A 24,084-nucleotide genomic window follows, 5' to 3' on the forward strand; every position below is an offset into this window, starting at 1 on the left:
CGGGTGAGCGCCGGAACGGCGATCCCGGGCAACCGCGGCACCCGGCGGCTACGGGTCGAGCAGCGTGTTGATGCGCCGCATGACGTCGAGCTGTGCGGGGTTGTAGAGGTCCCTGAGGGCCTTGCCGATCGTCTTCATGGCGAAGGCCTCGCCGCGAGGAGCGTCGATGTGCGGTGCGCGCAGGTCGGGGTAGGCGTCGAACAGCTCCCGGACGTAGCGCGCCATGCGCTCGGCGAGGTCCCGGCGGGTCTGTTCGTCGGCGTCGGGGGGCAGCGTGTCGAACTCCCTGTTCACGGGCTCGTCGGAGAGGTTCTGCAACATGTCCGCGTAGGCCTGGCGAGGGGCCGATCCGATGACCCGCGTCATCACCGTGATCAGTGATCGGTCTGCGTCGGACATCTGCACCCGGGCGGCCGTGGCGAACTCGGGCGGCAGGTCGGTCGGCAGCGACTGGCGCATGATCAGGCCGAGGTCCAGACGGGCCTGTTGGAGGCGCTCGATGGTGGCCGCGAGCTCGGCGTCGAGGGTGCGCAGAGCTTCCTGCGGATGGTCGTCGGCGTCGCCCATCGCGGCGATCTGGGACAGCGAGAATCCGAGGTCGGTGAGGCGCTTGATGCGCAGCAGCCGGACCAGGTGCGAGACGCCGTACTGCTTGTAGCCGTTGGCGCGTCGCTCGGGTTCGGCCAGCAGCCCGACCTCGTGGTAGTGCCGAACCGCCCGCAGACTGGTGCCGGCGAGCTCGGCGATCTCCCGCGTGCTCCAGGCCATGCCTGCAGTCCACACCATGCCGTCACGGCATGGTCAAGGCCCGCTGTCGGACTCGGGGTCCGGTCACGATCCCGTCGGGCGCGTCCGCTGCTGCGGGACGAGGCGCTCGGTGGTGCGCCGGAACGCCCAGAGGACGACCAGCGCGGCCAGCACCGTCAGCGGGGTACCCATGATGATCTTGGCGATGGCCAGCCACGTGGTGGAGTCGGCGAGGTAGAGCCACTCCTTGACGACGAACCGGGCGCCGAACACGGCCGCCGCGGCGAGGGTGGCGACGTCGTGCGCGCGCAGCGTGACCGCGTCGGCGCGCCAGGCGTGCTCGTTGCCGTGCATCAGGTTCCATATCACGCCGGTGAGCGGCCTGCGGGCCAGTACGGAACCGAAGGTGACGACGAAGCCGGCCAGCGCCATCCAGATCCCGAGCACGAAGAAGTCCTTCGCCGACCCGGTCCAGGCGACGATGCCCACGGCGATCGCGAGGCCGAGCAGCCCGCCGATCGCCGAGGTGAAGCGTTCCCCGCGCAGCAGCCGGAACCCGGTGAGCGCCAGCCCGGCCGCGAGCGAGACGCCGATCGTCATCGGTAGCGGCAGGAACGCGCCGGCCGCCACGAACACGACGACCGGGACGGTGGAGTAGACGAAACCCATCGGTCCGCCCATGTGGTCGAGCAGCGTCGGCTGCGCCGCGGCGGGCTCCGGCCTGGTGGGCAGGTCCGTCTCGCGGCCACGCCTCTGGTCGATCACGGGTCCGTCCTTCCGTCGGTGAGTGGTGCTGCGGTGGCCCCAGGAGACCTCGTGCCGTAGCGGCACACTCAAGACGAGGGCGGTGTGACGAGAGCCACGGCGGCGCAGTTCGACGCCCACGGGCTCGGCGACGGTCACCGACCCGGGCGCGCGTACTGGCGGATCGGAGATATCCGACGGGTTTCGGTGCAGCCGATCTCCGAAGAGGGTTCGCGGGAAACAGCACGCCCGCGCGTTCGGACGGCGCGCTATCCGGGACCTCGCCACGCTGTTGTCCGGCGCAACGACAAATGGTGTTCGCGACGACGTCGACTCCGACGGCCTGGATCGAGCCGGATCGCTCCGGTATCGGTGGGGCGACGCGGGGAATGCGGTCGCTGACCGAGCCGTACGCGATCGCGGTGCGTTCCGCGGAACGTACCCCGGGTGCCGCTGCCGGGGTGGTCCGTCTCGTGGGCGCGCCGTTCCCAGCTCGGGCCGCGCTGTCTCACGCCCGGCTCGGGGCTACTGTCGTGTCGATCCGGTTCGCCCCGAGCCCGCATCTGGGCGGGGTGGCTGGGTTGGGTCGAGGAACTGGGCGGGTCATGTGACCACCTGCTCGCGGCGGCGCAGCGACGCACCGTAAGGATCGGGCGAGAACAGCGCGGTGACGATCGTGATCATCACCATCGCCGACATGTAGAGGGCGATCAGGTCGTACCCGCCGGTGGCGTTCAGCAGTGCGGTCGCGATCACCGGGGCGAGGCCGCCCGCGAAGACACTGGCCGCCTGCGCCCCGATCGACGCCCCGCTGTAGCGCACCTCCGGCTCGAACAGCTCGGAGAAGTACGCCGGCTGCGGCGCGTACACCGCGCTGTTGCCGACGTTCACCGCCACCACGGTCGCCAGGACGATGATCGGCAACGACCGGGTGTCGAGCGCCCAGAAGTACGGCCAGCTCATGGCGAGCAGGACCAGTGAACCCCAGAGCACGACCGGCCGGCGACCGAAACGGTCGCAGGCCCAGCCGTAGAACGGCAGGCTGACCAGCCCGACAGCCGACGAGATGATCACCGCGAGCAGCAGATCGCCGCGTTCCATGCCGAGCTGCGTCGTGCCGTAGGTCAGCACGAACGTCGTGTGGATGTAGAACGTGCTGTTCTCGGCGAACCTCAGGCCCGCCGCGCGCAGCACGTTCGTCGGCTGCTTCCGCAGCACCGCGAGCACCGGCAGCCGCTCGATCTTCCCGGCCGCCTTGGCCTGCTCGAACACCGGTGACTCGTGCACCTTGAGCCGGATCACGATGCCGACCACGACCAGCACGATCGAGGCCAGGAACGGCACCCGCCAGCCCCAGGACAGGAACGCCTCCTCGGGCATGCTGCCGGACATGATCAGCAGCGCCAGGTTGGCGGTCAGCATGCCGGCCGGCACCCCCACCTGCGGCCAGCTGCCGAAGAACCCGCGTCGGTCTGGCGGCGCGTGCTCGACCGCCATCACCGCGGCAGCACCCCACTCGCCGCCGAGACCGATGCCCTGGACGATGCGCAGCAGGACCAGCAGGATCGGTGCGGCCACCCCGATCGTCTCGGCGGTGGGCAGCAGCCCGACGAGGAAGGTGCCGCCGCCCATCAACAGCACGGACAGCACGAGCATCGACTTGCGGCCGATCCGGTCGCCGAAGTGCGCGAACACCACCCCGCCGACCGGGCGGGCGACGAAGCCCACGCCGAACGTCGACAATGCGAGCAGCGTTCCGGTGAGCGGGTTCGCGGTCGGGAAGAACAGCTTGCCGAACACCAGCGCGGCCGCCGCGCCGTAGACGAAGAAGTCGTACCACTCGATGGACGTGCCGATCAGGGTGGCCATGGCGACCCTGCGCGTGCGGACCGGGTCGAGTGCGGGCGGAGCAGGATGCATCGGTGAACCCCTCTGTGTTCCGCTATGCGGACTCTCCGTTTCGCTTGATCAAGGAGAATACGTGCCCGGACGTCGGCAGGAACAGACGTCTTCTCATGCGACGGAACCCGGCTCGCTCCTGCGACCGAATGCGAATTCGACGATCCGTTCGCCGAAGGTGTGAACCGGACGACGTCGTATACGGGTGCGCACGGGCATTCCCTTCCGAACCGGTCCTCGATGTGCGGGTGGCTACCACCCACCGAAGGCGAGCCACGCGAGGAAGGGTGCGATGACGACGGAGATCAGGCCGTAGGTGAGGAGCTGGCGAAAGAGGCGGGGCCGTACCGACGGCTCGGCGGCGCCGAGGATCAACCCGCCGGTGATCCCGAGGGGATTGATGTCGACGAGGATCGAGGCGAGAGCGAGCGCGAGCACTCCGCCCACCGGCGACACACCGGCGGCCACCGACTTCGCGGTCATCAGCATGCCGACGGCTCCTGCCGCGGCGGGACTACGACGCGTGCCGCTCGTCTCGGCCCCGGTCGGCGTCTACGTCCGCGTCGATCACCCGCTCGCCTCCCGCGGGCAGCTGGGGTGGCGCGACCTCGAGACCTGGCCCATCGTGGCCATGAGATCGGGAACCGTGCTGTGGGAGATGCTGCACCGGCACGTCGCCCGTCCCGACATCGTCGTCGAGGCCATGTCGGCTCGCACCGTCAAGGTCATGGTCGGCGAGGGTGCCGGGCTGGGCATCCTCGCGCGGTTCGACACGTCGGCCGACATCCACGACCTCGCGTGGCTACCGCTGCGCGACGGTCAGCCCGTCACGCTCTGCCTCTCCCAGCGTCAGGACAGCCAGCCGTCCCGTGCGGCCCTCATCGTCCGCAGGCTCGTCCAGGCGAAGGCAGGCGAGCTGTCCGGTCACATGACCTAGACGGCGTGGCGGCCTGGTCACAGCTCGGGTGGTGCCCCTGCGTGTCCGTTCGCCGGCCCGGCGCGCAGCGGAATCGCGAGCAGCGCGCCGAGCAGGGTGACCAGCGCGGTCACCAGGAAGACGTCGCTGTAGGAGGAGGCCAGTGCGTCGAGCTGGGTGCGTTGCACGAAGGCGTACATGCCGATGACGTCGCCGCCTGCGAGGCCGAGCGCGGGTAGTTCGGTGGTGGCGGCCGGCAGCAGCGCGGCGCGGTCGGCCATCGCCTGGGCCTGTCGCCCGCTCGCCATCGCGGTCAGGACGGCCAGGCCCATCGCGCCCGCCACCTGGCGGGTGACGTTGTTGAGCGCGCTGCCCTCGTTCACCTTCTCCTTGGGGAGACTGGCGATGCCGGCGGTCATCACCGGCATCATCGCCATGCCCATGCCGGCAGCGCGCACGCAGGTCCACACCACCACGTCGCCGCGTGTCATGTCGGGGTTGATGCCGCAGAGCAGGTAGGTGCCGTAGGCGGAGATCGCGAAGCCGGTGATCGCCAGTGGGCGGGCGCCGATCTTGTCGTAGAGCCGGCCGGAGAGCGGCATCATCACCGCCACCACCAGTGCCTGGGGCAGGATCCGCCCCCCCGCCTCGAACGCTGTCAGCCCCTGGCCCTGCTGCAGGAACACGGGTACGTAGAACAGCACCGAGAACAGCCCGATGGTCAGGATGGACAGCAGGAGCAGTGAGTTGGTGAACGCCCAGTGGCGGAACACCCGCACGTCCAGCAGCGGGTGCGCCACCTCCAGCTCGATCAGCACGAACAGGGCGAGGCCGAGCAGCCCGAACGTGATCAGCATCAGCACCGGGTAGGACGTCCAGCCCCAGTCCTCGCCTTCGTGGAGGGCGAGGAGGATGGCGAAGAGGCCGGACCCGATCGTGAGGAAGCCGAGCAGGTCGAACGGGCGGCGCGGCCCGCGCCCCGAGTCCGGTAGCAGCAGGTACGCGGCCACGAGGCCGAGGATGCCGATCGGCACGTTGATGAAGAAGATCAGCCGCCAGTCGGCGTTCTCGACGAGGTAGCCGCCCAGCACCGGGCCGACCGCGGGCGCGAACACGATGCCGAGCCCGTACATGCCCATCGCGATGCCGATCTTCTCCCGCGGCACGATCTGGTACACCATCGTCAAGGTGACCACCGGCATGATCCCGCCGGGCACCGCCTGCACCACGCGGAACGCGATGAGGCTGTCCAGGTTCCAGGCCAGGCCGCACAACGCGGAGCCGGCCGCGAAGCCGAGCAGCGTCGCCATGTAGACCCGGCTCAGCCCGAAGCGGTCACCGAGCCAGCTGCTCAGCGGAACAACCACGCCCAAGGTGAGGGTGTAGGCGGTGGCGATCCAGAGCACGTCCTCGGTGGTGGTGCCGAGGTCGTCCTGAATGGCCGGGATCGCCACGTTCACGATCGTCACGTCCAGTACGGACATGAACATCCCGACGATCAGCACCAGCAGCGACACCACCCACGACCGGCCCGTGTCGGGCGGCTCCCCTCGTGCCGGCGACGCGCCCGCTGCTTCCTGCGTTCGTTCGCCCGCCCGGCCCGTGGAGGGCGTCGCTCGGCTCGCTGTCTCCGTCATGCCCATCATCGTCGCATAGAGATCTAGAAGTTCTCTAATAGAGTCGATGAGGAGTCGTAAACCGAAACTGACGGCACCTTGGGTATGCTCGCTCCGATGGCAGCGGCGGGCGAGGGTGGGACCACGGTTGCGCAGCGCGAGCGTGATTCCGCTGGCGCGCCGCCCGTCGAAGCGCCCGATCACCGCAAGGGGTCCCGGCGGCGGGGAGAGAAGCTGTACTCCGCCATCTACGAGGCCACCCTGGCCGAGCTCGTGGACGTCGGGTACGCCGACCTGACCATGAAGGGCATCGCCCAGCGGGCCGGTGCGAGCAAGGGGTCGCTGTATCGCCGCTGGTCCGGTCGCGCCGAACTCGTGGTGGACGCGGTGCAGCACGCGGTGCCGGTGGCGCTGGAGGTTCCCGACGTCGGCAGCGTCCGCGACGACGTGCTCGGTTTCCTGCGCCGGATCGCCACCGTGTTGAACGGGCCGATCGGCGTGGCCGTGCGCGGCCTGCTGGTCGAGACGGTGGAGGATCCGGAGCTGAGCGCCGTCGTCCGGGCGAGGTTCATCGAGCCGGTGACCGCGAGCATGCTCGAGGCGTTGCGGCGCGGCGTCGTTCGCGGCGAGGTGCGGCCGGCGGCGCTCACCCCGCTCGTGGCGAACGTGGGCCCCTCCGTGCTCCGCGAGCATTTCCTGCTGCGCGGTGGCCCGATCCCGGACGCGCTGCTGGTCGACATCGTGGACACCGTCGTCGTCCCGCTGACGCGCGCCTGACCCCCCGGCCCCGGCGCGCCCCGCGGCGAGCCGGAGTCGCTTCCGAGCCGGTGCCGCCGGATCGAGCTGACCCTTGCCTGCCGGTGCCTGCGGGTCGAGCCGTCTCCCCTGCGTGTCCGAGACCTACGTGTGTTGGCACAGGACCCGGCCGCTAGGCTCCCAGCGATCTCAAATTGAGAACTCCGAGTACCTAATGCAAGACGAGGGCAGAGGCAGCGGGGGGAGCGTGGAGATGGACGGGCGTCATGCGCGTACAGGCCAGCTGCGGCGGGCCGCGCAGGCGGCGGCAGCCGTTGTGGTCGCACTGACCGTGGTGGGGTGCACGGGGGAGGAGCCGTCGGCGCCGCGTACCGCGGCGGTGACGCGCGGCTCCGTGACCACCGGCGTATCCGCGAGCGGCTCGATGAGCGCGATCAGCCAGCAGAACCTCGGGTTCCGGTACGGCGGTCAGCTCACCAACGTGTTCGTGAAGGTCGGGGATCGCGTCGAGGCCGGCCAGGTGCTGGCCACCCTCGACGACTTCTTCCTCCGCCAGGTCCTCGCCGAGCGGCAAGGGCAGCTGAGGTCGCAGCAGGCCGTGCTCGACCGGCTGATCAACTCGCCTGTTGTCGAGGGGGCGCAGGACGCCGTCTCGCAGGCCGAGGAGATCCTCGACGCGACGCGCAGGCAGGCGAAAGCGGTGCTGAACGCGGACGAGGTCGCGATCGACAACGCCGAGCGGCAACTGGCGACCGACCGGGAGGCGCACGAGGAGGCGGAGGACCGGCTCGAGCGCGACCGGGAGGCGTGCGGCGACTCAGCGGGCGACGGCAGCGAGGACGACGAGGACTCCTCCGAGGCATCGCTGCCCGTCCTCGACCCGACCGACCCCGCGTGCAGCGCCGCCGAGGCGGCGGTCACCGCGGCGGAGCAGAAGGTCACGGCCAGCGAGAACACGCTGGACAGCGCCGTCGAGAAGCGCGACGTGGACAAGGCGAACGGCGACATCGCGATCGCCAACGCCGAGCAGGCGCTGGTGAGCGCCCGCAACAGCGCGAACTCGGAGGAGTCGGATCGCCCCTTCGACATCGAGCAGCAGCGGGGCGTGGTCGTGACGGCCCAGGCCGCCCTGGCGGCGGCCCAGCGTGACCTCGACGACGCCACCCTGCGCGCCCCCGTGGCAGGCACCGTCTCCGCGCTCAACGGGGCGGTCGGCGAGTACCTCACGCCGAGCAACGGCACCAGCGCGCTCGCGCCCGGCAGCGGCGCGGCGATCCCCGGTGTGGAGAGCCCGTCGGCGGCGCAGGCCGCCATGGGCGCCGTCGCGAATCCCGCCCGGCCCGGGGGCACGCAGTTCCTGGTGCTGGACGACATCGACGCGTTCCAGGTGGTCGCCCCGTTCAACGAGTCGGACGCCGCGAGGATCGCGGCGAACCAGAAGGCGAACGTGTCGGTCGACGCCATCCCGGATCTCACGCTGACCGGCACCGTGCTCGCTGTCGCCCCGAGCGGCACCGCCGTCTCGGGGGTCGTCAACTTCTACGTCACGATGATCATCAGCGGCAACGATCCGCGGCTCAAGGACGGCCAGACCGTGCGTGCCACCGTCGTGACGGAGGAGATCGGCGACGTGCTGACCGTGCCGAGTGCGGCGGTGCGCCAGGAGGACGGCCGCGCGACGGTGACCGTCGTCGAGCCGGGCGGTGCGCAGAAGCCGGTTCCCTTCGATCCCGGAGTGGTGGGGCCCGACCGGACGCAGGTGATCTCGGGCCTGCGGGAGGGGCAGCAGGTGCTGCTGCCTGCCGCGCGATGAGTGAGCGCGTCGGAGCCGTCATCCCATGGAGGTGTGTCGATGACTGAGGGCCCGGACACGGAGCCCATCGCGACGAGCGAGGGTGCATCCCCTTCGCCGGCGGGGCGCCGCAGGATGAGGCGCACCACCCGTATCGGCCTGCTGGTCGTTCTGGTACTCGCGGTGGTGCTGGGCGGCGGTGCCACGGCGTGGTTCGTGATCGACGCGCAGAGCTACGTCACCACGGACAACGCCCAGGTCGACGGGGACGAGATCTCGGTCAACGCGCCGACCAGCGGGTACGTCGTCGACTGGACGGCGGGGGAGGGGGCGCGGCTGACGGCGGACCACGTCGTCGGGCGGATCCGCATGCAGGGCGCGTTCGTCCAGCCGGAGATACCGGTGCGGGCGCCGGCCGATTCCACCGTCGTGATCGACAACGCGGTCGAGGACGCCTTCGTCACGGCAGGCACCCAGCTCGCGGTCGCCTACGACTTCTCCACGATCTACGTGACGGCACGGGTGGACGAGACGGACATCGACGACGTCCGCGTCGGCCAGCGCGTGGACATCGAGGTCGACGCGTTCCCCGGCGGGAACCTGACCGGCCGCGTCCGCGAGGTCCAGGGTGGCGCGGCCGGCGTCTTCTCCGTCCTGCCCGAGTCCAACACCTCGGGGAACTTCCAGAAGGTCACCCAGGTGATCCCGGTCGAGATCGCCCTCGACGACCCGCGGGGCCTCGCCCTCGTGCCCGGCATGAGCGTCACCGTGAAGATCCACAAGGGGTGACCGCCGCAGGCTGCGGGGGCGAACGGAGCCTGGCGGACTCCAACGTCTGTTGGCCTACAATCGTTGGCATCATTCGCAATTCCAGCAGGAGGAGCCGATGAGCGACCGGAAGAGCGTCATGATCCGCCGCTACCGAATGGAGGGTTCGATGGACGAGCTGATGCGCACCGTCGACGTGCAGTTTGCGCGTCAGATCGAGGCGATGGGTGGTGGCGCTTCCGCGGCTGCCGTCCAGGTGCCTCCCGGGATCGTCAGCTACCAGGCGGTGCGCACGGGCCCCGACACTCTGCTGACGATCACCGTCTTCGAATCGGCGGTGCACCTGGAGCGCGCGCAACAGGGCGCTCGGCAGATCCGGGAGAGCCTCGCGGCCTTCGCGGTCGAGGAGGTCGACACGATCTCGGGTGAGGTGGTGATCAGCCGGGCGACCAGCGCGGCACTGGATCCGGTCCGGCCCTGAGCCGCCGGCGGCTCGGGCCGGGGCATTGCTCGCCCTCCAACAACCGTTCGCATAGTGTCGGCGAGTGCCGTTCACCAACCGATCCCTCGCCGCGCGTGAGGCGATCCTCGGTGCCGCGCGGGCGCGCTTCACCGAGCAGGGCTACGAGCGCACCACCATCCGGCAGGTGGCCACCGACGCCAACATCGACCCGTCGATGGTGATGCGGTACTACGGCAGCAAGGACGGCCTGTTCACGGCGGCGGTGGACGTCGACCTCGAGCTGCCGGACCTCGCTGCCATCTCCCGGGACGAGGCCGCGGGGGTCCTCGCCAAGCACTTCGTGACGATGTGGCGAAACGACCGGAACGGACCGCTCAGCATCCTGCTGCGCTCGGCCGTGACCCACGAGGAAGCGGCCGAGCGGCTCCGCGCGGTGTTCTCGGGCCAGGTGAGCGCCATGGTCCGCCGGCTACTGGGCGAGGGGCCCGAGGTGGAGCTGCGCGCAGGCCTGCTCAGTACACACCTGCTCGGGGTCGCGCTGACGCGTCACATACTCCGGCTGCCGCCCGTCGTCGGCCTGGACGACCGGGACGTGGTCGCGATCGCGACCGAGTACGTGGAGCGCACCCTCTTCGGGCAGTTGCCCATCGCGGCCGCCACGGCGAGCGAGGTCGTGAGCCCGTCCTGACTCACGCGCCGGGACGCACCCGGCGGGCAACGGAGCCGGCGTTCCTACACGAGCCTGAGGATCGGTCGCTGCGACGTCGCGGCCGGCTCGCTGCGGTCCACTCCTGTCCGGATGTCCTCGCTGCTCCTGCTCGTCGAGCTCGCGGCGGGCGGAGCGCTCGGCGAGTAGCTGGGCGGCAGGGGTCGTTCGGGCACGGACTCGTTCAAGCGGCCGAGATGACGAACCACGACGATCGCGCCGAAGACCGCGAGCTGCCAGAACAGCACCATGCCGAGCGTCGTGAGCGCGTAGCCCCAGGTGTTCATCGCGGGCCCGTGCCACCACATCATTCTGGACACTCCTCGTCCGAAGCCGCCGGGCGCTCGGCCGGCGGTCGTTGTCCTGGTCTCGAAGCTCGACAGGTGGCGTAGCGACGGGCTGATCGGTCCTTCGGGTCCCTGTCGGTCGTGCACCCGGCACAACGACCACGCTGCCGCGAGGTCACGAGGAGTAGTTGGAAAGTTACTCGCAGAGATCGTTTTGTGGGATACGAAGCGCGGGTCAGGTGAACGCGAAGACGAGCGGGAGAACGGCGACGACCGTTGCCGGCCAGGCGGCGAAGACGGGCAGGTACCGGGTCTGCCATCGCTCGACGCGGTGGAAGGGGGCCCGCCCGCCGAGGAACCGCATCGAGAGCCATGCGGTACCCGCCAGGTTCACGAGCAGGACGAGGTTGAGGCCGAGCGCTGCCGTCCGGTTCGGGGTGAACCCGAGATCGCCGATCCGGGCGACCATCGCGCCGAGCACCATCACGTCGAGCAGGAGGGCGCTCCCGACGGCGAGCAGCTGGACGCGGTCCATCAGCCCGGCCGGCCGGGACGGGTCCCGCGCCGACATCGCATAGAGGACGAGCCCGAGCACGACCACCATGAGGGCGTCGAAGACCCCGAGCAGCTCGCGGTCGAACGCGGCGGCAACCCCGGACACGACATAGGTCACCGCGGCGACGGTCAGCATCACGGCGAACAGCGGGGTGAAGAGCATCGTGAGCACCGGCGCCATGTTCTCCACCACGTGCTGCTTGGACTCCACGAGCCACGCCGCGACGATCACGGCACCGGCCGCGCCCGACGGCAGCACCCACTCGGCGATCCGCTCGACCTCGACACCGATCGGATCGAGGATCGCGCCGGTGAGCATGAGCAGCACGCCGCCACCGAGCGCGATGAGCACGTAGTAGATGACCCACTCACCGGTGAAGCGGACGAAGTCCATGCGCCGCTCGTGCGACCGGACCGTGCCGTCCATGTACGGGTAGGCGACCGCCAACCACAGCACGACGGGCAGGTGGAGCGCGACGAGCAGCTCGGTGGCCGAGCCCGGGCGGTACGGGTAGAGGTTGACCACGAGCGCGGCGAGCACGAACGGTGCGGCCGTGAGCAGCCACCGCCGCGCGTCGAGCCGCCGCCTCCGGGCGAAGTACGCCGCGAGGAACGGCAGCACCAGCAGGCCCGCGTTCCGCAGCAGCCAGCCCGGTTCGTCCTGGGGGAACCCGGCGGCGAGGCGTGCGATCTGGACGGTGACCGCCGCACCCACGGCGGGGACGAGCGCCTCGAACCACCCGCCGGACGAGCGCACCGCCTCGTCCTCACCGCCCAGGACGAGCTGCTTCCACAGCCGGCCGCTGTGCTCGCGCGCGAACTCGCGGGACAGGCTGTCGAGGTCGCCCATCCGCTTCACGGCGACGAGGAACGCCTCGTCGGCCGTGAGGTCGGCCGCGCCCAGCTCCGCGATCTGGTCGCGGAGATGGGCCTCCAGCTCGTCGACGTCGCGGTCCGCGACCGCCGGTGCCTTCGTGACGTAGGCCCGCCATTCGGCGATCTGCGACTCCACCCGATCCATGGCTCACACCTCGCCGAGCGCGGGCATCAGTCCACCGGGACCTCGCCAGATGTCGCCCAGTGCGCGGGTGACCGTGACCCACTGCCGTCGCTGTTCCGCGAGTGCCGCTCGCCCGTCGTCGGTGATCGCGTAGTACCTGCGGCGACGTCCCTCGGGCGGCGTCCGCCACTCCGTCGTCACGTACCCGAGCCGCTGGAGGCGGTGGAGCAGCGGATAGAGCATCCCGTCGGTCCACTCGAGCTCACCCCCGGAGAGCTCGCGCACCCGCTTCAGGATCGCGTATCCGTAGCTCTCGCCCTCCACGAGGATCGCGAGCACGAGCGGTGTCGCCGACGCCGCGACCAGGTCCTTGTCGATCTGCACGACCACCTCGCATAGCTTGAACCTTTATGCATAGAAGCACAATGTATCAAGGGCCGCAAACGCCCGGGGGCGCGGCTGCCGAGAACGTCGACGGCTTCCTAGCGCGTGTGCGGGGTCTCCTCGCCGGCCGGGAAGAAGATCGCGGTGACCAGGTGCGGGCTGCGGTCCGGCGTGGGCTCGTTGTCGACCACGTTCCGGAGCACCGACCGGAGCCCATCGATCAGCATCGTGAGCTCGTCGGGGCGCAGCCACAGGACGCCCTGCCGGTAGCCGACCCGGTCGGCGGTCGGATCGGCGCCGGGCCGGTCGAGATAGGAGTTGAACTCAGCGAGCACCGCGGCCATCCCGACCGCGAACGCGCGGCGATGGTCGTCCAGCGACATCGCTGCGGCCACGTCGGCGCCGATCGCCGCCCGTTCGTGCCGCAGCCGGTAGTGGCGCTCGACCGCGCCGCGCACGCGCTCCTCGCGCGCCACCTCCAGGACGCCGGCGTCGGCCAGCACCCCGACGTGCCGGTACACGCTCGTCTTGGGGACGTCGGGCAGTCGGGCGCACAGATCGGATGTCGTCCGCGTCTGTCCGCCGGACATGGCGAACACGATGCGCAGCCGGACCGGATGCACGAGCAGGCCGAGCGTATCCACGAGCCGACGATCCCACATCTGGTACCGTTTCCAAAGTTGGGAATGGCTGCGGCGAGGGGTCTGCCATGAGCACGAACGCGAGGGCGGCGATGCAGGACCGACCACCCCTGGGGCGGTACTTCGACGTGGGGGGTCGCCGCTTGCTGCTGCACAGCTCGGGAAGCGGGGCTCCGGCCGTGGTGTTCCTGGCGGGGGCCGGCGGGGTCGGCCTGGACTACTGGGACGTCCAGGAGAAGGCTGCCGAGCTCACCACGAGCGTGGTCTACGACCGGACCGGGACGGGGTGGAGCGACCGGGTCGCCGTTCCGCTCAGTTCGGCCGAGGTGACCGAGGAGCTGCGCGAGCTGCTGCGGGCCGCCGGCACGCCCGCTCCCTACGTGCTGGTCGGCCACTCCCTCGGCGGCCTCTTCGCCCGGCACTACGCGACGCGCTTTCCCGACGAGGTGGCCGGCCTCGTCCTCATGGAGACCGATCACGAGGACTACGACTCCTACATGCCCCGCGAGCTGACCGAGATGCGGGCCGCGTGGGACCCCGACCAGGAGCTGCCCGACGAGCTGCCGGAGGAGGCCGTCCAGCTCTACCGCGGGCTGTTCGCGCGGATGATGGCGGACTGGCCGGAGGAGATCCGCGAGCCGCTCGTCGACCGCCACGTCAGTCCTGAATGGATCATGGACGGGTACGCGCTGGTGCCCTACCGCGACCGGTTCCTCGACGAGCTGCGCCAGGCAGGGCCGCTCCCCGACGTACCGCTGATCCTCCTCACCGCGATGGATGTCGACGACTTCAAGAATGCGGTGCTGATCGGCGAGTCCGATGCGCTGCTGCGCGAGGAGATCGAGGGCAAGCGGCGGCTGTACACCGACCTGGCCGCATCGGTTCCGCGCGGCGAGAACCGCCTCGTCCACGGCGCCGGACACGCCTCCATCCACTGGCGCCGCCCCGACGCGGTACTGCGCGCGATCCACGACCTGCTCGGCATGTAGTGCGCGGCGGTGCTCTGCGCCTCGTCCAGGTGTCCACGACGGCTGTGGTCGATCAACCGTGACAGCAGTTGCCGGGATCGAAAAATGTCCCGGCGGCGTCACGCCGAACGGGTTCGGCTGATGAGCTCGTAGACGTTCCCGTCCGGGCCGCGGAAATGGAACCACGACCCGCTGTCGTCTCGCTGGGTGTCGGTGAAGAACTCGATCCCGGCTGTCTCCAACTCGGTCCGCGCGCGATCCCAGCACATGCCCACCAGTACGTCGGTGGGCAGATGCGGGCGCACCGACCGTCCACGTGGTTCGAGTCCAGGAAGCACCTGATCGTCATCCGGGCGCCATGCACGCTTCATGCGTCCGGTGCTCGCCGTATGCGGGCGCCGTGCAGTCTCGCAGTTGCCCACGGTGGGCCCGAGTCGGTTGCTGACGTGTCGCAACTGGCGGGCCGCCGGGGCGTGGTGCGGCGTGGATCGCCGGTAGGGCCGCTTGCCTCAGGCGCGGCGTGGGCCGGTGACAGCCGTACCCGGACGTCAGCGGGCCGATCCCTGGCCGCACGTCCCGATGTTTCCGTCCACTCTGCCGCGCGGCGGCGACTGTCTGGAGTTTCGTCATGGGTCAGGTGTCTGTGCGCGAAGGCGAGGCCTTCGGCCTTGCTGTGCGTGCCGACGTCGACGCCGTGCGGCTGCGGCTCTCGCCGGTCGACCGGCTGTGGCAGGTGGTGCGGTGGCTGTGCACGCTCGCCGGAGCGGTCGTGGTGTTGTGGGTCGGGGCGGCGTTCCTGACGGCGGCCCCGGCATCCGCGGCGGCAGCGATACCGGTCGTGCAGGTTGCAGCCGTCAAGCAGGGTCTGATGAAGGAAGGCGGCATCAGCCCCGCAGGAAGCGGAGATGGCGACTCGGATTCCGGAGACGGCGATTCGGGTTCTGACGGTGGCGATGACGGTGGGGACTCCGGATCGGACTCGGAAGGCTCGGATTCGGAGAAGAAGTCGGAGAAGAAGGACTCCGGCGAGGAGGGCTCCGAGAAGAAGGAGTCCAAGAAGCGGGCGTCCGAGAAGCGGGAGTCCGAGAAGAAGGAGTCCGAGAAGAAGGACTCCGAGAAGAAGGACTCCGAGAAGAAGGACTCCGAGAAGAAGGACTCCAAGAAGAAGGACTCCAAGAAGAAGGACTCCAAGAAGAAGGACTCCAAGGAGCAGGAGTCCAAGGAGCGGGAGTCCGAGAAAGAGGAGTCCGAGAAGAAGGACTCCGAGAAGGAAGAGTCTCGCGAGCGGAACCCGGAGGACTCGGACGGCTCCGAGAGCCGGGAGGGGAACAGCTCGCGGGCCAGCCGGGCCGATACCGAGGACGGGTCGTCCGGCGATCGCAGGTCGGAGGAAAGCGGTCCGGTCGACGGCGGCGAGCGCACGGGTGAACGAACCTCGCGCCGGCAGTCCGACGACGAGGAGTCCCGCCGGGAGGAACGACGCTCCGACGGCAGCAGCCGCAACGCGGAGCGGGAGCCGGGCACCGAGAGCACCGGGGACGCCGGGGACGACGAGAGCCGGGAACCGGCGAACCAGGACCAGGCCGACCACGACCCGGCGGACCGGGAGAACACGAACGGCGGCGACCGCTCCGCCGCACAGGAGCCGGGTGGGACGCGTGAACGCGGGCAGGCGCGGGACTCCGAGGCTGAGGGCGTCGATCCGCAGACCGCCTCCGAGGGGGACGGCGGTGACCGCGCCGAGGAGGCCGGGGAGACCGTCCGCGACGAGCTCGCCGCGCGAGCCGGACGGCGCGACGGCGACGACGGCCAGGGGCGTGAAGATCGCCGCGATCGGACGCGGCCGGTCGACGGGGGCGGTGACCCGGCGGACCGGACCGAGACCGGGGCGCGCCGCAGCACGAACGACGGCCATCGTGACAGCGGCGCCGACCGGCCGGGGCTCGGACGGGACGAGGCCGACCGCGAGGATCTGGCGGCCCCCTGGAGCCCGACCGACACCGACGGTGAGGCCGACGCCGCTGACACCGACTCGGCCGACGTGAGCGCCTCCGTGCGGCGCCGGGCGGAGGGCAGCGAGGTCACGGGCGAGGCCGACCGCGGGGATCGGGTCGAGGCAGCCGACGACAGCGGGATCGGTGACGGGCGACGGTCCGGGGCCGAAGCGCTCGAGGAGCGCGATGAGTCGCCGGACGTGCGGTCGAGGGCGGGTGACGAGCGCGACCGGACCGCCGGACGAAGCGTGTCGGCGGCAGGCGACGACGGCGGTGCCGTGCGGTGGTCTGCGCTCGCCGAGAAGGTGTCGGATGATGCGCGGCAGCTGAGCCGGGGAGGCCGCGAGTCCCGCGAGGACGGGGACGAGCGCGAGAACCGGGACGCGGTCGTCGCGGCGGAGGACGTCTCGCGCGAGGTCACCGACTCCGTCGAGGATCTGGTGGAAGAGCAGGGCGACGATGCCGGCGAAGCAGCGCGGGACGTGCTGGCGCGCATCCCCGAGTGGGTCGAGGCTGCGTCCTCCGGGGAGGACATCAGCGACCGCGTGGAGGCGGCTCGCGCCGAGTGGGCCGAACGTGATCGTGACGATGCCGCCGACGGGGAAGACACCGACCGCGACGTCACAGGTCGCGACGGCACAGAGCGCGACGACATCGAGCGCGACGACGTCGCGCGGGCGGTGCGGGAGCTGACCGAGCGGATCGGTGGTGACCGGGGGCCGGCGCGGCGCAGTGGTGACCTCGATGACGACGGCGTGACGGGCACAGGACGGCTGTCGGACTCGGACGATCCCGATGGGGAGGCGGTCGGGTCGCCGGCCCGGGAGCGGTTGTCCGACGCGGATGATGATGCCGAGTCGGTACTGCGTGAGCGGTTCGAGGTGACGCGCGACGGGTCGGAGCAGGACGACGATGCCGGCGAGTCGGAGGATCTGCGTGAGCTGGCCGAGCGGGCCGGCGCGGAGACCGCGCAGGTCGTCGACCGGTTGGTGGCGCCGTCGGAGCGGCGTGGCGAGGTCGTGATGCGCGACGCGTCGGACCGGCGCCCGCGGGTGGACGCCGAGGAGCTGGATCGAATCGGTGACCGGGTGGTCGAGGTCGTCCGGGAAGCGGTGGAGTCCGACGGCGATGCCGACGGTCTCGGCGAGGATCTCGCCGATGCCGTGAACGAGCTGGCCGATGAGGTGTCCCGGTCGGTTCGGTCGCGTGAGGGGCCGTCGGATCGGCCGGAGCCGCAGCAGGCCGTGCTGACGCGGGACGTGAGCACCAAGAACGCGGGCGAACGTCAGGTCGCGCCGGGCGACGGCGATGACGCGATCCCGGCCGACGGGACCGACGCCGACTCGTGCGAGGCGTCCGGCGGTGGATGCGCGGAGGGGACGCTGAGTTCGCGCCTGTTGTCTGCAGAGAGCGCGCGTGGTCCTCCGTCCTCGGCGCGCCACTCCGATGATGACGAGGATGAGGACGAGTACTCCGATTCCGAGGAGCTGACAGAGCAGGTTCTGCGGGACCGGATCGAGACGGACAAGAGCGCGGAGGCGCTCGAGGAGAGCCGCCGCGAGGTCGCGGCGGGTGAGAAGACGGCCGCTGAGCACGCCGAGCAGGAGGCCGCGCACGAGCGGCGGGTGGCGGAGGCAGAAGCGGCCAGGGCGGAACTGTCGCCCGAGCGGGTCGAGCTGATCGACGAGGTCGTCGACGGGCACCGGGAGCTGGCGGACCGCGAGGAAGAGCTGGCGACCGAGGAGCGGATGGTCGCGGCGGGCACCACCTCCGAGCGTGAGCACGAGCGCAACGTCGCGGATCACGAGGAGCGGCGCGACGAGGTCTACGAGGCCACCGACGAGCTGATGGACGCCACCGGGCACGACCTGGACGTGGTGTCCGAGGACGACCTCGACGGCGAGGGAGCGGTCTCCGGTTGCGGGTCGAGCGGTGTGTTCGTCGGATGCGGGGCGGCGACCGAGGACGCCGACGGCGAGCGCGACTCGGATCGGTGCGTGGCGCTGTCGGGTGTGTCGGGGTGCGGCGCGTCGTCCAGGTCGGGGGACAACGAGGCATCCGCGTCGTGCGACGTGTCCGGCGGTTGTGAGAGCAGCGCTGCCGCTCGCGACGAGGACGGCCGGGCTACCCAGGCGTCGGCGCGCTGCAGTGGAGTGTGTGAAGAGCGTTCCCGGGCCGTGCCGGACGGCGCCTCGGCGGACTGCCACAGCACGAGTGGGTCGTGTGAGAGCAACAGCTCCGGGAGCGACCGCGCCGGCGGGGCCAGGATGGCGAGCAGCGACGGTGAGGGCACGGCCGACCGGGTGGATGCGGCGGCAGGCGCCGGCAGCGCGTCGGCACGGTGCCAAGGCGGCGACTGCGCGACGTCCAGCTCGGTGGAGCTGGACGAGGCCGGTGAGGCCGAGGCAGAGGCCGAGGTCGACTGTGGCGCCGGTTGCGCCGGTTCGGCTGCCACGTCGACCGCCGCAGATCACCGTGCCGGGACCGCGGGTACCGCGACACAGGCGCCCGAGGCGGCCACGGACGCCACTGCGAGCTGCACGGTCGGGGGCGGCGGGTGCCGCGCGGTCTCCGAGTCCGACGTCGACGGGTCGGGTGACGGCTTCGACATCGACGGTGCCGCCCGCGTCGAGGTCGACTGCGCCGAAGCGCAGTGCTCCGGGAGCGGGACGACCGCGACGAGCGGGTCCGCGGACGGAGCGACGGCCGGAACGCGTCGCGACAGCCGTGGGACGGCGTCGTGCGAGGTGCGGGGCGGCGGGTGCGAGGCGACGAGCCGAACCGGGACCGAGACGTCGATCGACGAGTCCGAATCCGAGTCCGCGGACGGGCCGGCGCTGTCGGACGGCGATGCGCTGGTGACCAGCTCGTCGGAGGTGACCGTCGACTGTGGTGGCGTGGCCGGCTGCACGGGCAAGGGCGCGACGGCGGCCAGCGCGGATGCGGCGAGCGGGACCGGTTCCCAGCGGCTCGGCGAGGGATCGTCCAGCTGTGAGATCAGCGCAGGCGCCTGCATGGCCGACAGCCACGCCGTCGCGGACGGCTCGTCCGGCAGCGTCGATGGGCCGGGCGACACCGCCAACTCCACCGGCACCGCTTCGGCGAACGCCGTCGTCGACTGCGCGGGCGTCGCCGGGTGTGGCGGCAAGGGTGCGAGCGGCACCCGGGCGAAGGGCGTCGGGGTCGCGGCCGGTGGCGCGTCCGCACCGGTGCGTGAGACCACCGGCACGTCGAGTTGCGAGGCCAACGCCACGGGGTGCGTGTCGGACTCGACGTCGCGTGTGAGCAACGACCACGAACCGACGGCCGCCGACGCCTGGCTGGCCGACCGCAACGCCGAGTCCGCCGCCCGCGCACTCGCGGCAAGGGTCGACTCGGTCCCGAGCACGGATCCGGCGGCACCGGCCCCGGCGGAGGAGACGGAGCGGACGACCACGACCGGCGACACCGGACCGCTGATCGCGTGGAGCGAGGCGCACGCGCGGGTCGCCTGCCAGACCGCCGACTGCTCGGGGCGGGCCGGCAGCGCCACGACCGGCTCCGCGTCCGGCGACGTGGCGTATCGCGACAGCGTGGGCACGACGTCCTGCGAGACCCGCGGCGCGGGCGGCAGCTGCGGGGCGGACACGAACACGCTGGTGCAGAACCGCTCCGAGCCGGTGATGACCGCGCACGGACCCGTGCAGGTCTCCGGGCCGGTCAGCGTCTCCCGCTCCAGCGCGCAGAGCACCTGCCCCGTGGGCTCGATGTCGTGCGGCGGAAAGGCTGCGAGCGAGACGAACGCGATCGACCTCGGTGCCAGCGAGCGGCGGCGGGGCTCGAACAGCACCGCGGCCTGCACGGTTGCCGGCGGCGGCTGCACCGGCCAGACGGCTTCCCAGGCCTCCAGCGCCCCTGAGTTCGTCATCTACGACGCGGTCACGGAGCAGCCCGCCGCCGACCAGCCCCGCAGCGGACCGTCCGGCAACTCCCGGACCAGCGCGGTCCTCGTCGGCTGCGGCATCGGGTGCACCGGGACGGTCGAGGAAGAGATGAACAACGGCGTCGGCAACGTCGGCGACGGCAACAACGGCGACTACAACATCGGGAACCTGAACCAGGGCGACCACAACGTCGGCGACCGCAACATCGGCAACCACAACAAGGGCGATCTCAACCTCGGCGACCACAACACCGGCGATCGGAACGTCGGCGACCACAACGTGGGCGACCTGAACGTCGGGAACCACAACATCGGCAACCGCAACGTGGGGCACCGCAACCGCGGCGATCTGAACCGCGGCTCCGCGAACAAGGGCGACCGCAACCTCGGTAGCGGGAACACCGGAAGCGGGAATGTCGGGGACGGCAACAGGGGTGACCGCAACCGAGGCAGCGGCAACACCGGCAGCGACAACATCGGCAACGGGAACGTCGGCAACGCCAACCGGGGCAACAACAACCACGGCCACAACAACCAGGGCCATGGGAACCGGGGTAGCAACAACCACGGCAACCGCAACATCGGCGACAACAACCGCGGCAACGGCAACCGGGGCAACGGGAACCGGGGCAACAGCAATACCGGAAGCTACAACGTCGGCAACGGCAACATCGGCAACCGGAACCGGGGGAACGGGAACCGGGGCAACGGCAACAGCGGTAGCTACAACATCGGCGACGGGAACGTCGGTAGCTACAACCGGGGTAGCTACAACGTCGGCAACTCGAACGTGGGTAGCTACAACAGGGGCAATGGCAACGTCGGCAGCTACAACCGCGGGAACTATAACGTCGGCAACTCGAATGTCGGTAGCTACAACAGGGGCAATGGCAACGTCGGCAGTTACAACCGGGGTAGCTACAACGTCGGCAACTCCAACGTGGGTAGCTACAACCGGGGCGACGGCAACGTTGGTAGCTACAACCGGGGGAACTACAACATCGGCAACTCCAACGTCGGCAACCACAACCGCGGCGACGGCAACGTCGGCAACTACAACGTCGGCAACTACAACGTCGGCGACCGGAACATCGGTGACCGCAACATCGGAAACGACAACCGAGGCAACGACAACCGGGGCAATGGCAACGTTGGTGACCGGAACGTGGGTGACCGGAACGTCGGGAACGACAACCGGGGTAACGACAATGTCGGTGACCGGAACGTGGGTGACCGGAACCGGGGTAATGACAACCGCGGTAACGACAACGTTGGTGACCGGAACATCGGGGATCGGAACGTCGGGAACGACAACTGGGGTGACGACAACGTTGGTGACCGGAACGTGGGTGACCGGAACCGAGGCAATGACAACCGGGGTAACGACAACGTTGGTGACCGGAACGTGGGTGATCGGAACCGGGGTAATGACAACCGGGGTAACGACAACACCGGTGACCGGAATGTGGGTGATCGGAACGTCGGGAACGACAACCGCGGTAACGACAATGTCGGTGACCGGAACGTGGGTGACCGGAACCGGGGTAATGACAACCGGGGTAACGACAATGTCGGTGACCGGAACGTGGGTGATCGGAACCGGGGTAATGACAACCGGGGTAACGACAACACCGGTGACCGGAATGTGGGTGATCGGAACGTCGGGAACGACAACCGCGGTAACGACAATGTCGGTGACCGGAACGTGGGTGACCGGAACCGGGGTAATGACAACCGGGGTAACGACAACACCGGTGACCGGAATGTGGGTGATCGGAACGTCGGGAACGACAACCGCGGTAACGACAATGTCGGTGACCGGAACGTGGGTGACCGGAACCGGGGTAATGACAACCGGGGTAACGACAACACCGGTGACCGGAATGTGGGTGATCGGAACGTCGGGAACGACAACCGCGGTAACGACAATGTCGGTGACCGGAACGTGGGTGACCGGAACCGGGGTAATGACAACCGGGGTAACGACAACACCGGTGACCGGAATGTGGGTGATCGGAACGTCGGGAACGACAACCGGGGCAACGACAATGTCGGGGATCGGAACGTCGGGGATCGGAACGTCGGGAACGACAACCGGGGCAACGACAACACCGGTGACCGGAACGTCGGGGATCGGAACGTCGGGAACGACAACCAGGGCAACGACAACCTGGGCGACCGGAACGTCGGTGACCGCAACCAGGGCAACGACAACCGCGGCAACGACAACGTGGGCGATCGGAACGTCGGTGACCGGAACCTGGGCAACGACAACCAGGGCAACGACAACGCCGGGAACGGCAACATCGGCGATCGGAACACGGGTAACGGGCTGCGTGGCAACGACCAGCGGCAGGGTTGGGACCCGGGCGCGGCGCCGACGGTCGCCGGGGTCGGCGTGGACCTGGCCAACAACTACTACCGGGGGATCGGCACCTACAACGATGCCGCCACCCGGCACGAGCGGGCTGCGGCGAGGGCGAGCACGCCGGAGGCGGCCGCTCGCCACCAGCGGCTCGCGGACTACTACCGCCAGGCGTCGAGCCAGCTGAGGGACATCACGCAGCGGCGGGTGCCGCGGGGGATCCACGGGCACATCCCCGAAGGCGCGCAGCGGTTCAGCGCGCGCACCGCTGCGGACCCGATCAACCGTACGACCGGGCCGGACGGGAGCCGGGTGATGGGGGACAGCCGGGTCAAGGAGACCGTCCGTCGCGGGCTGACCAAGGTCACCGGGGCGAGCACGATCATCGGTGTGGGAATCGATGTCGCCGCCGGAATCTCGGGTGGCGAGGACCCGGCGCACGCGGTCGGTCGGGCCGGCTCGACCGCGATCGTCGGTGCGGCCGCGGGTGCCGGGGCGCAGGCGGCGATCATTGCGGCCGGGGCGGCGGCCGCGGTTCCGGTCGCGGGGTGGGCGGTCGCGGGCGGCATCCTGGTGGGTGTCGGGGCCTCGATGCTGTTCGCCAACACGAACGTCGACGACTGGATCGGGGACCGCGCCCAAGACGCGTGGGGCGGGGTCAAGTCCGCGGGTCGCGCTGTCGGCGACTTCTTCGGCGGCCTGTTCTAGAGGAGGTGGTGGTGTCGAACGGGGATCTGCCTCCCGCACCGGACTCGTCCGGGCAGCGGAGGCCGCCGACCGCGCCGCGCGTCGACGGTCCTTGGCAGGGTGAGCGCTACCGGCTGAAGGCCGCCCACCACCAGGTCGCCGACCGGCTGTTCGTCGCCTCGACCGGGCAGGGTGATCCGTTGCTGGAGAGCGTCGCGGCCCGCCCGCCGAGACGCCTGCGGGACGCCGCTCTCGGGGCGGTGTACATGGTCCTGCCGGTCGCCGTCGTGATCGCGCTCGTCGTGTGGTTCACGGCCGAGGACCGGACGCTCGCCTTTCTGATCTCCGCGGCCGTCGTCGCGGCGGTTGCCGTGCTGGCGTTCTGGTACAACGCCTCCGAGCCGACCGTCGTGCTGCGGGCCGGTGCGCGTGCCGTCGCCGAGGTGGACGCGGACGGCGCCGGAACCCACCTACCGCTCTACGAGCTGCGCTCGGTCAGCGTCACGGATTCGCCGCGAGGTCTCGCGCTCCGGCTCGTCGGGCCGGCCGGCCAGCGGCTCACCCTGCCGTTCGGGCTGCTGGAGGCCAATCAACGGCTCTGGGATCTCGTGTACAGCGGCATCCGGCACTCGGAGGAAGGCGGCGCCGAGATCGACGAGCGCACGCGACGGGTGCTCCACCTGCCGCCGCGCCGTTCCGAGACCGGCGCCTGAACGACGATCGGGCGTTCCGGCTCGAGACTTCAACGAGCGCAGGCGCCGAATAGTCCGGCCCGTCCCCCTCGAGTCGATCGCCGAGGGTGATCGGGAGGCGGCTGCACGCATCAGATGAGTGATCACCCGCTACGGTGAGCCGTCGTCGTCGGCAGCGGACA

Annotated in this window: 19 protein-coding genes; 9 read left to right on the plus strand and 10 right to left on the minus strand. The window is 70.3% G+C overall.

What is annotated here, in order from left to right; translation table 11 throughout:
• Positions 1-48: 48 nt before the first annotated feature.
• The 4 genes from FHX44_RS31860 to FHX44_RS42405 form a co-directional block, all read right to left on the minus strand.
• A complete protein-coding gene (locus tag FHX44_RS31860; RefSeq protein ID WP_147261619.1) occupies positions 49-768 on the minus strand; it encodes a helix-turn-helix domain-containing protein in 720 nt (239 codons plus the stop codon).
• A gap of 63 nt (positions 769-831) precedes the next feature.
• Positions 832-1,512: a DUF3159 domain-containing protein gene (locus FHX44_RS31865; RefSeq protein ID WP_246170703.1), complete on the minus strand. Its 681-nt coding sequence runs from the start codon at positions 1,510-1,512 to the stop codon at positions 832-834.
• A 582-nt stretch (positions 1,513-2,094) separates the two neighbouring features.
• A complete protein-coding gene (locus FHX44_RS31870) occupies positions 2,095-3,411 on the minus strand; it encodes an MFS transporter (RefSeq protein ID WP_147259161.1) in 1,317 nt (438 codons plus the stop codon).
• A 231-nt stretch (positions 3,412-3,642) separates the two neighbouring features.
• A complete protein-coding gene (locus FHX44_RS42405) occupies positions 3,643-3,879 on the minus strand; it encodes a hypothetical protein (RefSeq protein ID WP_170309119.1) in 237 nt (78 codons plus the stop codon).
• Between FHX44_RS42405 and FHX44_RS31875 the strand changes: the two genes are divergently transcribed.
• Positions 3,878-4,327: a substrate-binding domain-containing protein gene (locus FHX44_RS31875; protein WP_170309120.1), complete on the plus strand. Its 450-nt coding sequence runs from the start codon at positions 3,878-3,880 to the stop codon at positions 4,325-4,327. The two genes, FHX44_RS42405 and FHX44_RS31875, sit on opposite strands and share 2 nt — an antisense overlap.
• 17 nt (positions 4,328-4,344) lie before the next feature.
• Here FHX44_RS31875 and FHX44_RS31880 read toward each other — a convergent pair whose 3' ends face one another.
• On the minus strand, positions 4,345-5,943 hold the full coding sequence (locus FHX44_RS31880) for a DHA2 family efflux MFS transporter permease subunit (protein ID WP_147259163.1): 1,599 nt from the start codon (positions 5,941-5,943) through the stop codon (positions 4,345-4,347).
• Between the two features lie 96 nt (positions 5,944-6,039).
• Here FHX44_RS31880 and FHX44_RS31885 point away from each other — a divergent pair, with 96 nt between their 5' ends.
• The 5 genes from FHX44_RS31885 to FHX44_RS31905 all read left to right on the plus strand — a co-directional run bounded on the left by FHX44_RS31885 (position 6,040) and on the right by FHX44_RS31905 (position 10,389).
• The gene (locus FHX44_RS31885) at positions 6,040-6,699 is read left to right on the plus strand and encodes a TetR/AcrR family transcriptional regulator (protein ID WP_147259164.1); all 660 of its coding nucleotides are present in this window, start codon (positions 6,040-6,042) and stop codon (positions 6,697-6,699) included.
• A gap of 232 nt (positions 6,700-6,931) precedes the next feature.
• Positions 6,932-8,491, plus strand: a complete 1,560-nt coding sequence (locus FHX44_RS31890; protein ID WP_170309121.1) for an efflux RND transporter periplasmic adaptor subunit — start codon at positions 6,932-6,934, stop codon at positions 8,489-8,491.
• Between the two features lie 39 nt (positions 8,492-8,530).
• On the plus strand, positions 8,531-9,259 hold the full coding sequence (locus FHX44_RS31895) for an HlyD family secretion protein (RefSeq protein ID WP_212612742.1): 729 nt from the start codon (positions 8,531-8,533) through the stop codon (positions 9,257-9,259).
• A 160-nt stretch (positions 9,260-9,419) separates the two neighbouring features.
• Positions 9,420-9,719 (plus strand): hypothetical protein, encoded by a 300-nt coding sequence (locus FHX44_RS31900; RefSeq protein ID WP_147259167.1) that lies wholly within the window; start codon positions 9,420-9,422, stop codon positions 9,717-9,719.
• A 64-nt stretch (positions 9,720-9,783) separates the two neighbouring features.
• Positions 9,784-10,389 carry a TetR/AcrR family transcriptional regulator gene (locus tag FHX44_RS31905; protein WP_147259168.1) on the plus strand — a complete coding sequence of 202 codons (606 nt, stop codon included), beginning with the start codon at positions 9,784-9,786 and terminating at the stop codon, positions 10,387-10,389.
• A 44-nt stretch (positions 10,390-10,433) separates the two neighbouring features.
• Here the strand turns inward: FHX44_RS31905 and FHX44_RS31910 are convergent, their stop codons facing one another.
• From FHX44_RS31910 to FHX44_RS31925, 4 genes are all read right to left on the minus strand, one after another.
• Complete coding sequence (locus FHX44_RS31910) at positions 10,434-10,718, minus strand: hypothetical protein (protein ID WP_212612743.1); 285 nt, start codon at positions 10,716-10,718, stop codon at positions 10,434-10,436.
• Positions 10,719-10,929: 211 nt separating this feature from the next.
• Positions 10,930-12,270, minus strand: a complete 1,341-nt coding sequence (locus FHX44_RS31915) for a permease prefix domain 1-containing protein (protein WP_147259169.1) — start codon at positions 12,268-12,270, stop codon at positions 10,930-10,932.
• 3 nt (positions 12,271-12,273) lie between these two features.
• Complete coding sequence (locus FHX44_RS31920; RefSeq protein WP_246170704.1) at positions 12,274-12,639, minus strand: PadR family transcriptional regulator; 366 nt, start codon at positions 12,637-12,639, stop codon at positions 12,274-12,276.
• A gap of 92 nt (positions 12,640-12,731) precedes the next feature.
• On the minus strand, positions 12,732-13,277 hold the full coding sequence (locus FHX44_RS31925; RefSeq protein ID WP_147259170.1) for a helix-turn-helix domain-containing protein: 546 nt from the start codon (positions 13,275-13,277) through the stop codon (positions 12,732-12,734).
• Positions 13,278-13,342: 65 nt separating this feature from the next.
• On the opposite strand from FHX44_RS31925, the gene FHX44_RS31930 reads away from it, so the two are divergent.
• A complete protein-coding gene (locus FHX44_RS31930; protein WP_212612744.1) occupies positions 13,343-14,263 on the plus strand; it encodes an alpha/beta fold hydrolase in 921 nt (306 codons plus the stop codon).
• A 98-nt stretch (positions 14,264-14,361) separates the two neighbouring features.
• On the opposite strand, the gene FHX44_RS31935 is transcribed toward FHX44_RS31930, so the two are convergent.
• The gene (locus tag FHX44_RS31935; RefSeq protein ID WP_147259171.1) at positions 14,362-14,547 is read right to left on the minus strand and encodes a VOC family protein; all 186 of its coding nucleotides are present in this window, start codon (positions 14,545-14,547) and stop codon (positions 14,362-14,364) included.
• A gap of 323 nt (positions 14,548-14,870) precedes the next feature.
• Between FHX44_RS31935 and FHX44_RS31940 the strand changes: the two genes are divergently transcribed.
• Together FHX44_RS31940 and FHX44_RS31945 are read left to right on the plus strand one after the other, a co-directional pair.
• On the plus strand, positions 14,871-23,231 hold the full coding sequence (locus tag FHX44_RS31940) for a hypothetical protein (protein WP_147259172.1): 8,361 nt from the start codon (positions 14,871-14,873) through the stop codon (positions 23,229-23,231).
• Positions 23,232-23,242: 11 nt separating this feature from the next.
• Positions 23,243-23,923, plus strand: a complete 681-nt coding sequence (locus FHX44_RS31945; protein WP_147259173.1) for a hypothetical protein — start codon at positions 23,243-23,245, stop codon at positions 23,921-23,923.
• The last annotated feature ends 161 nt before the right edge of the window (positions 23,924-24,084 follow it).

Source organism: Pseudonocardia hierapolitana (genome assembly GCF_007994075.1).
GTDB lineage: Bacteria > Actinomycetota > Actinomycetes > Mycobacteriales > Pseudonocardiaceae > Pseudonocardia > Pseudonocardia hierapolitana.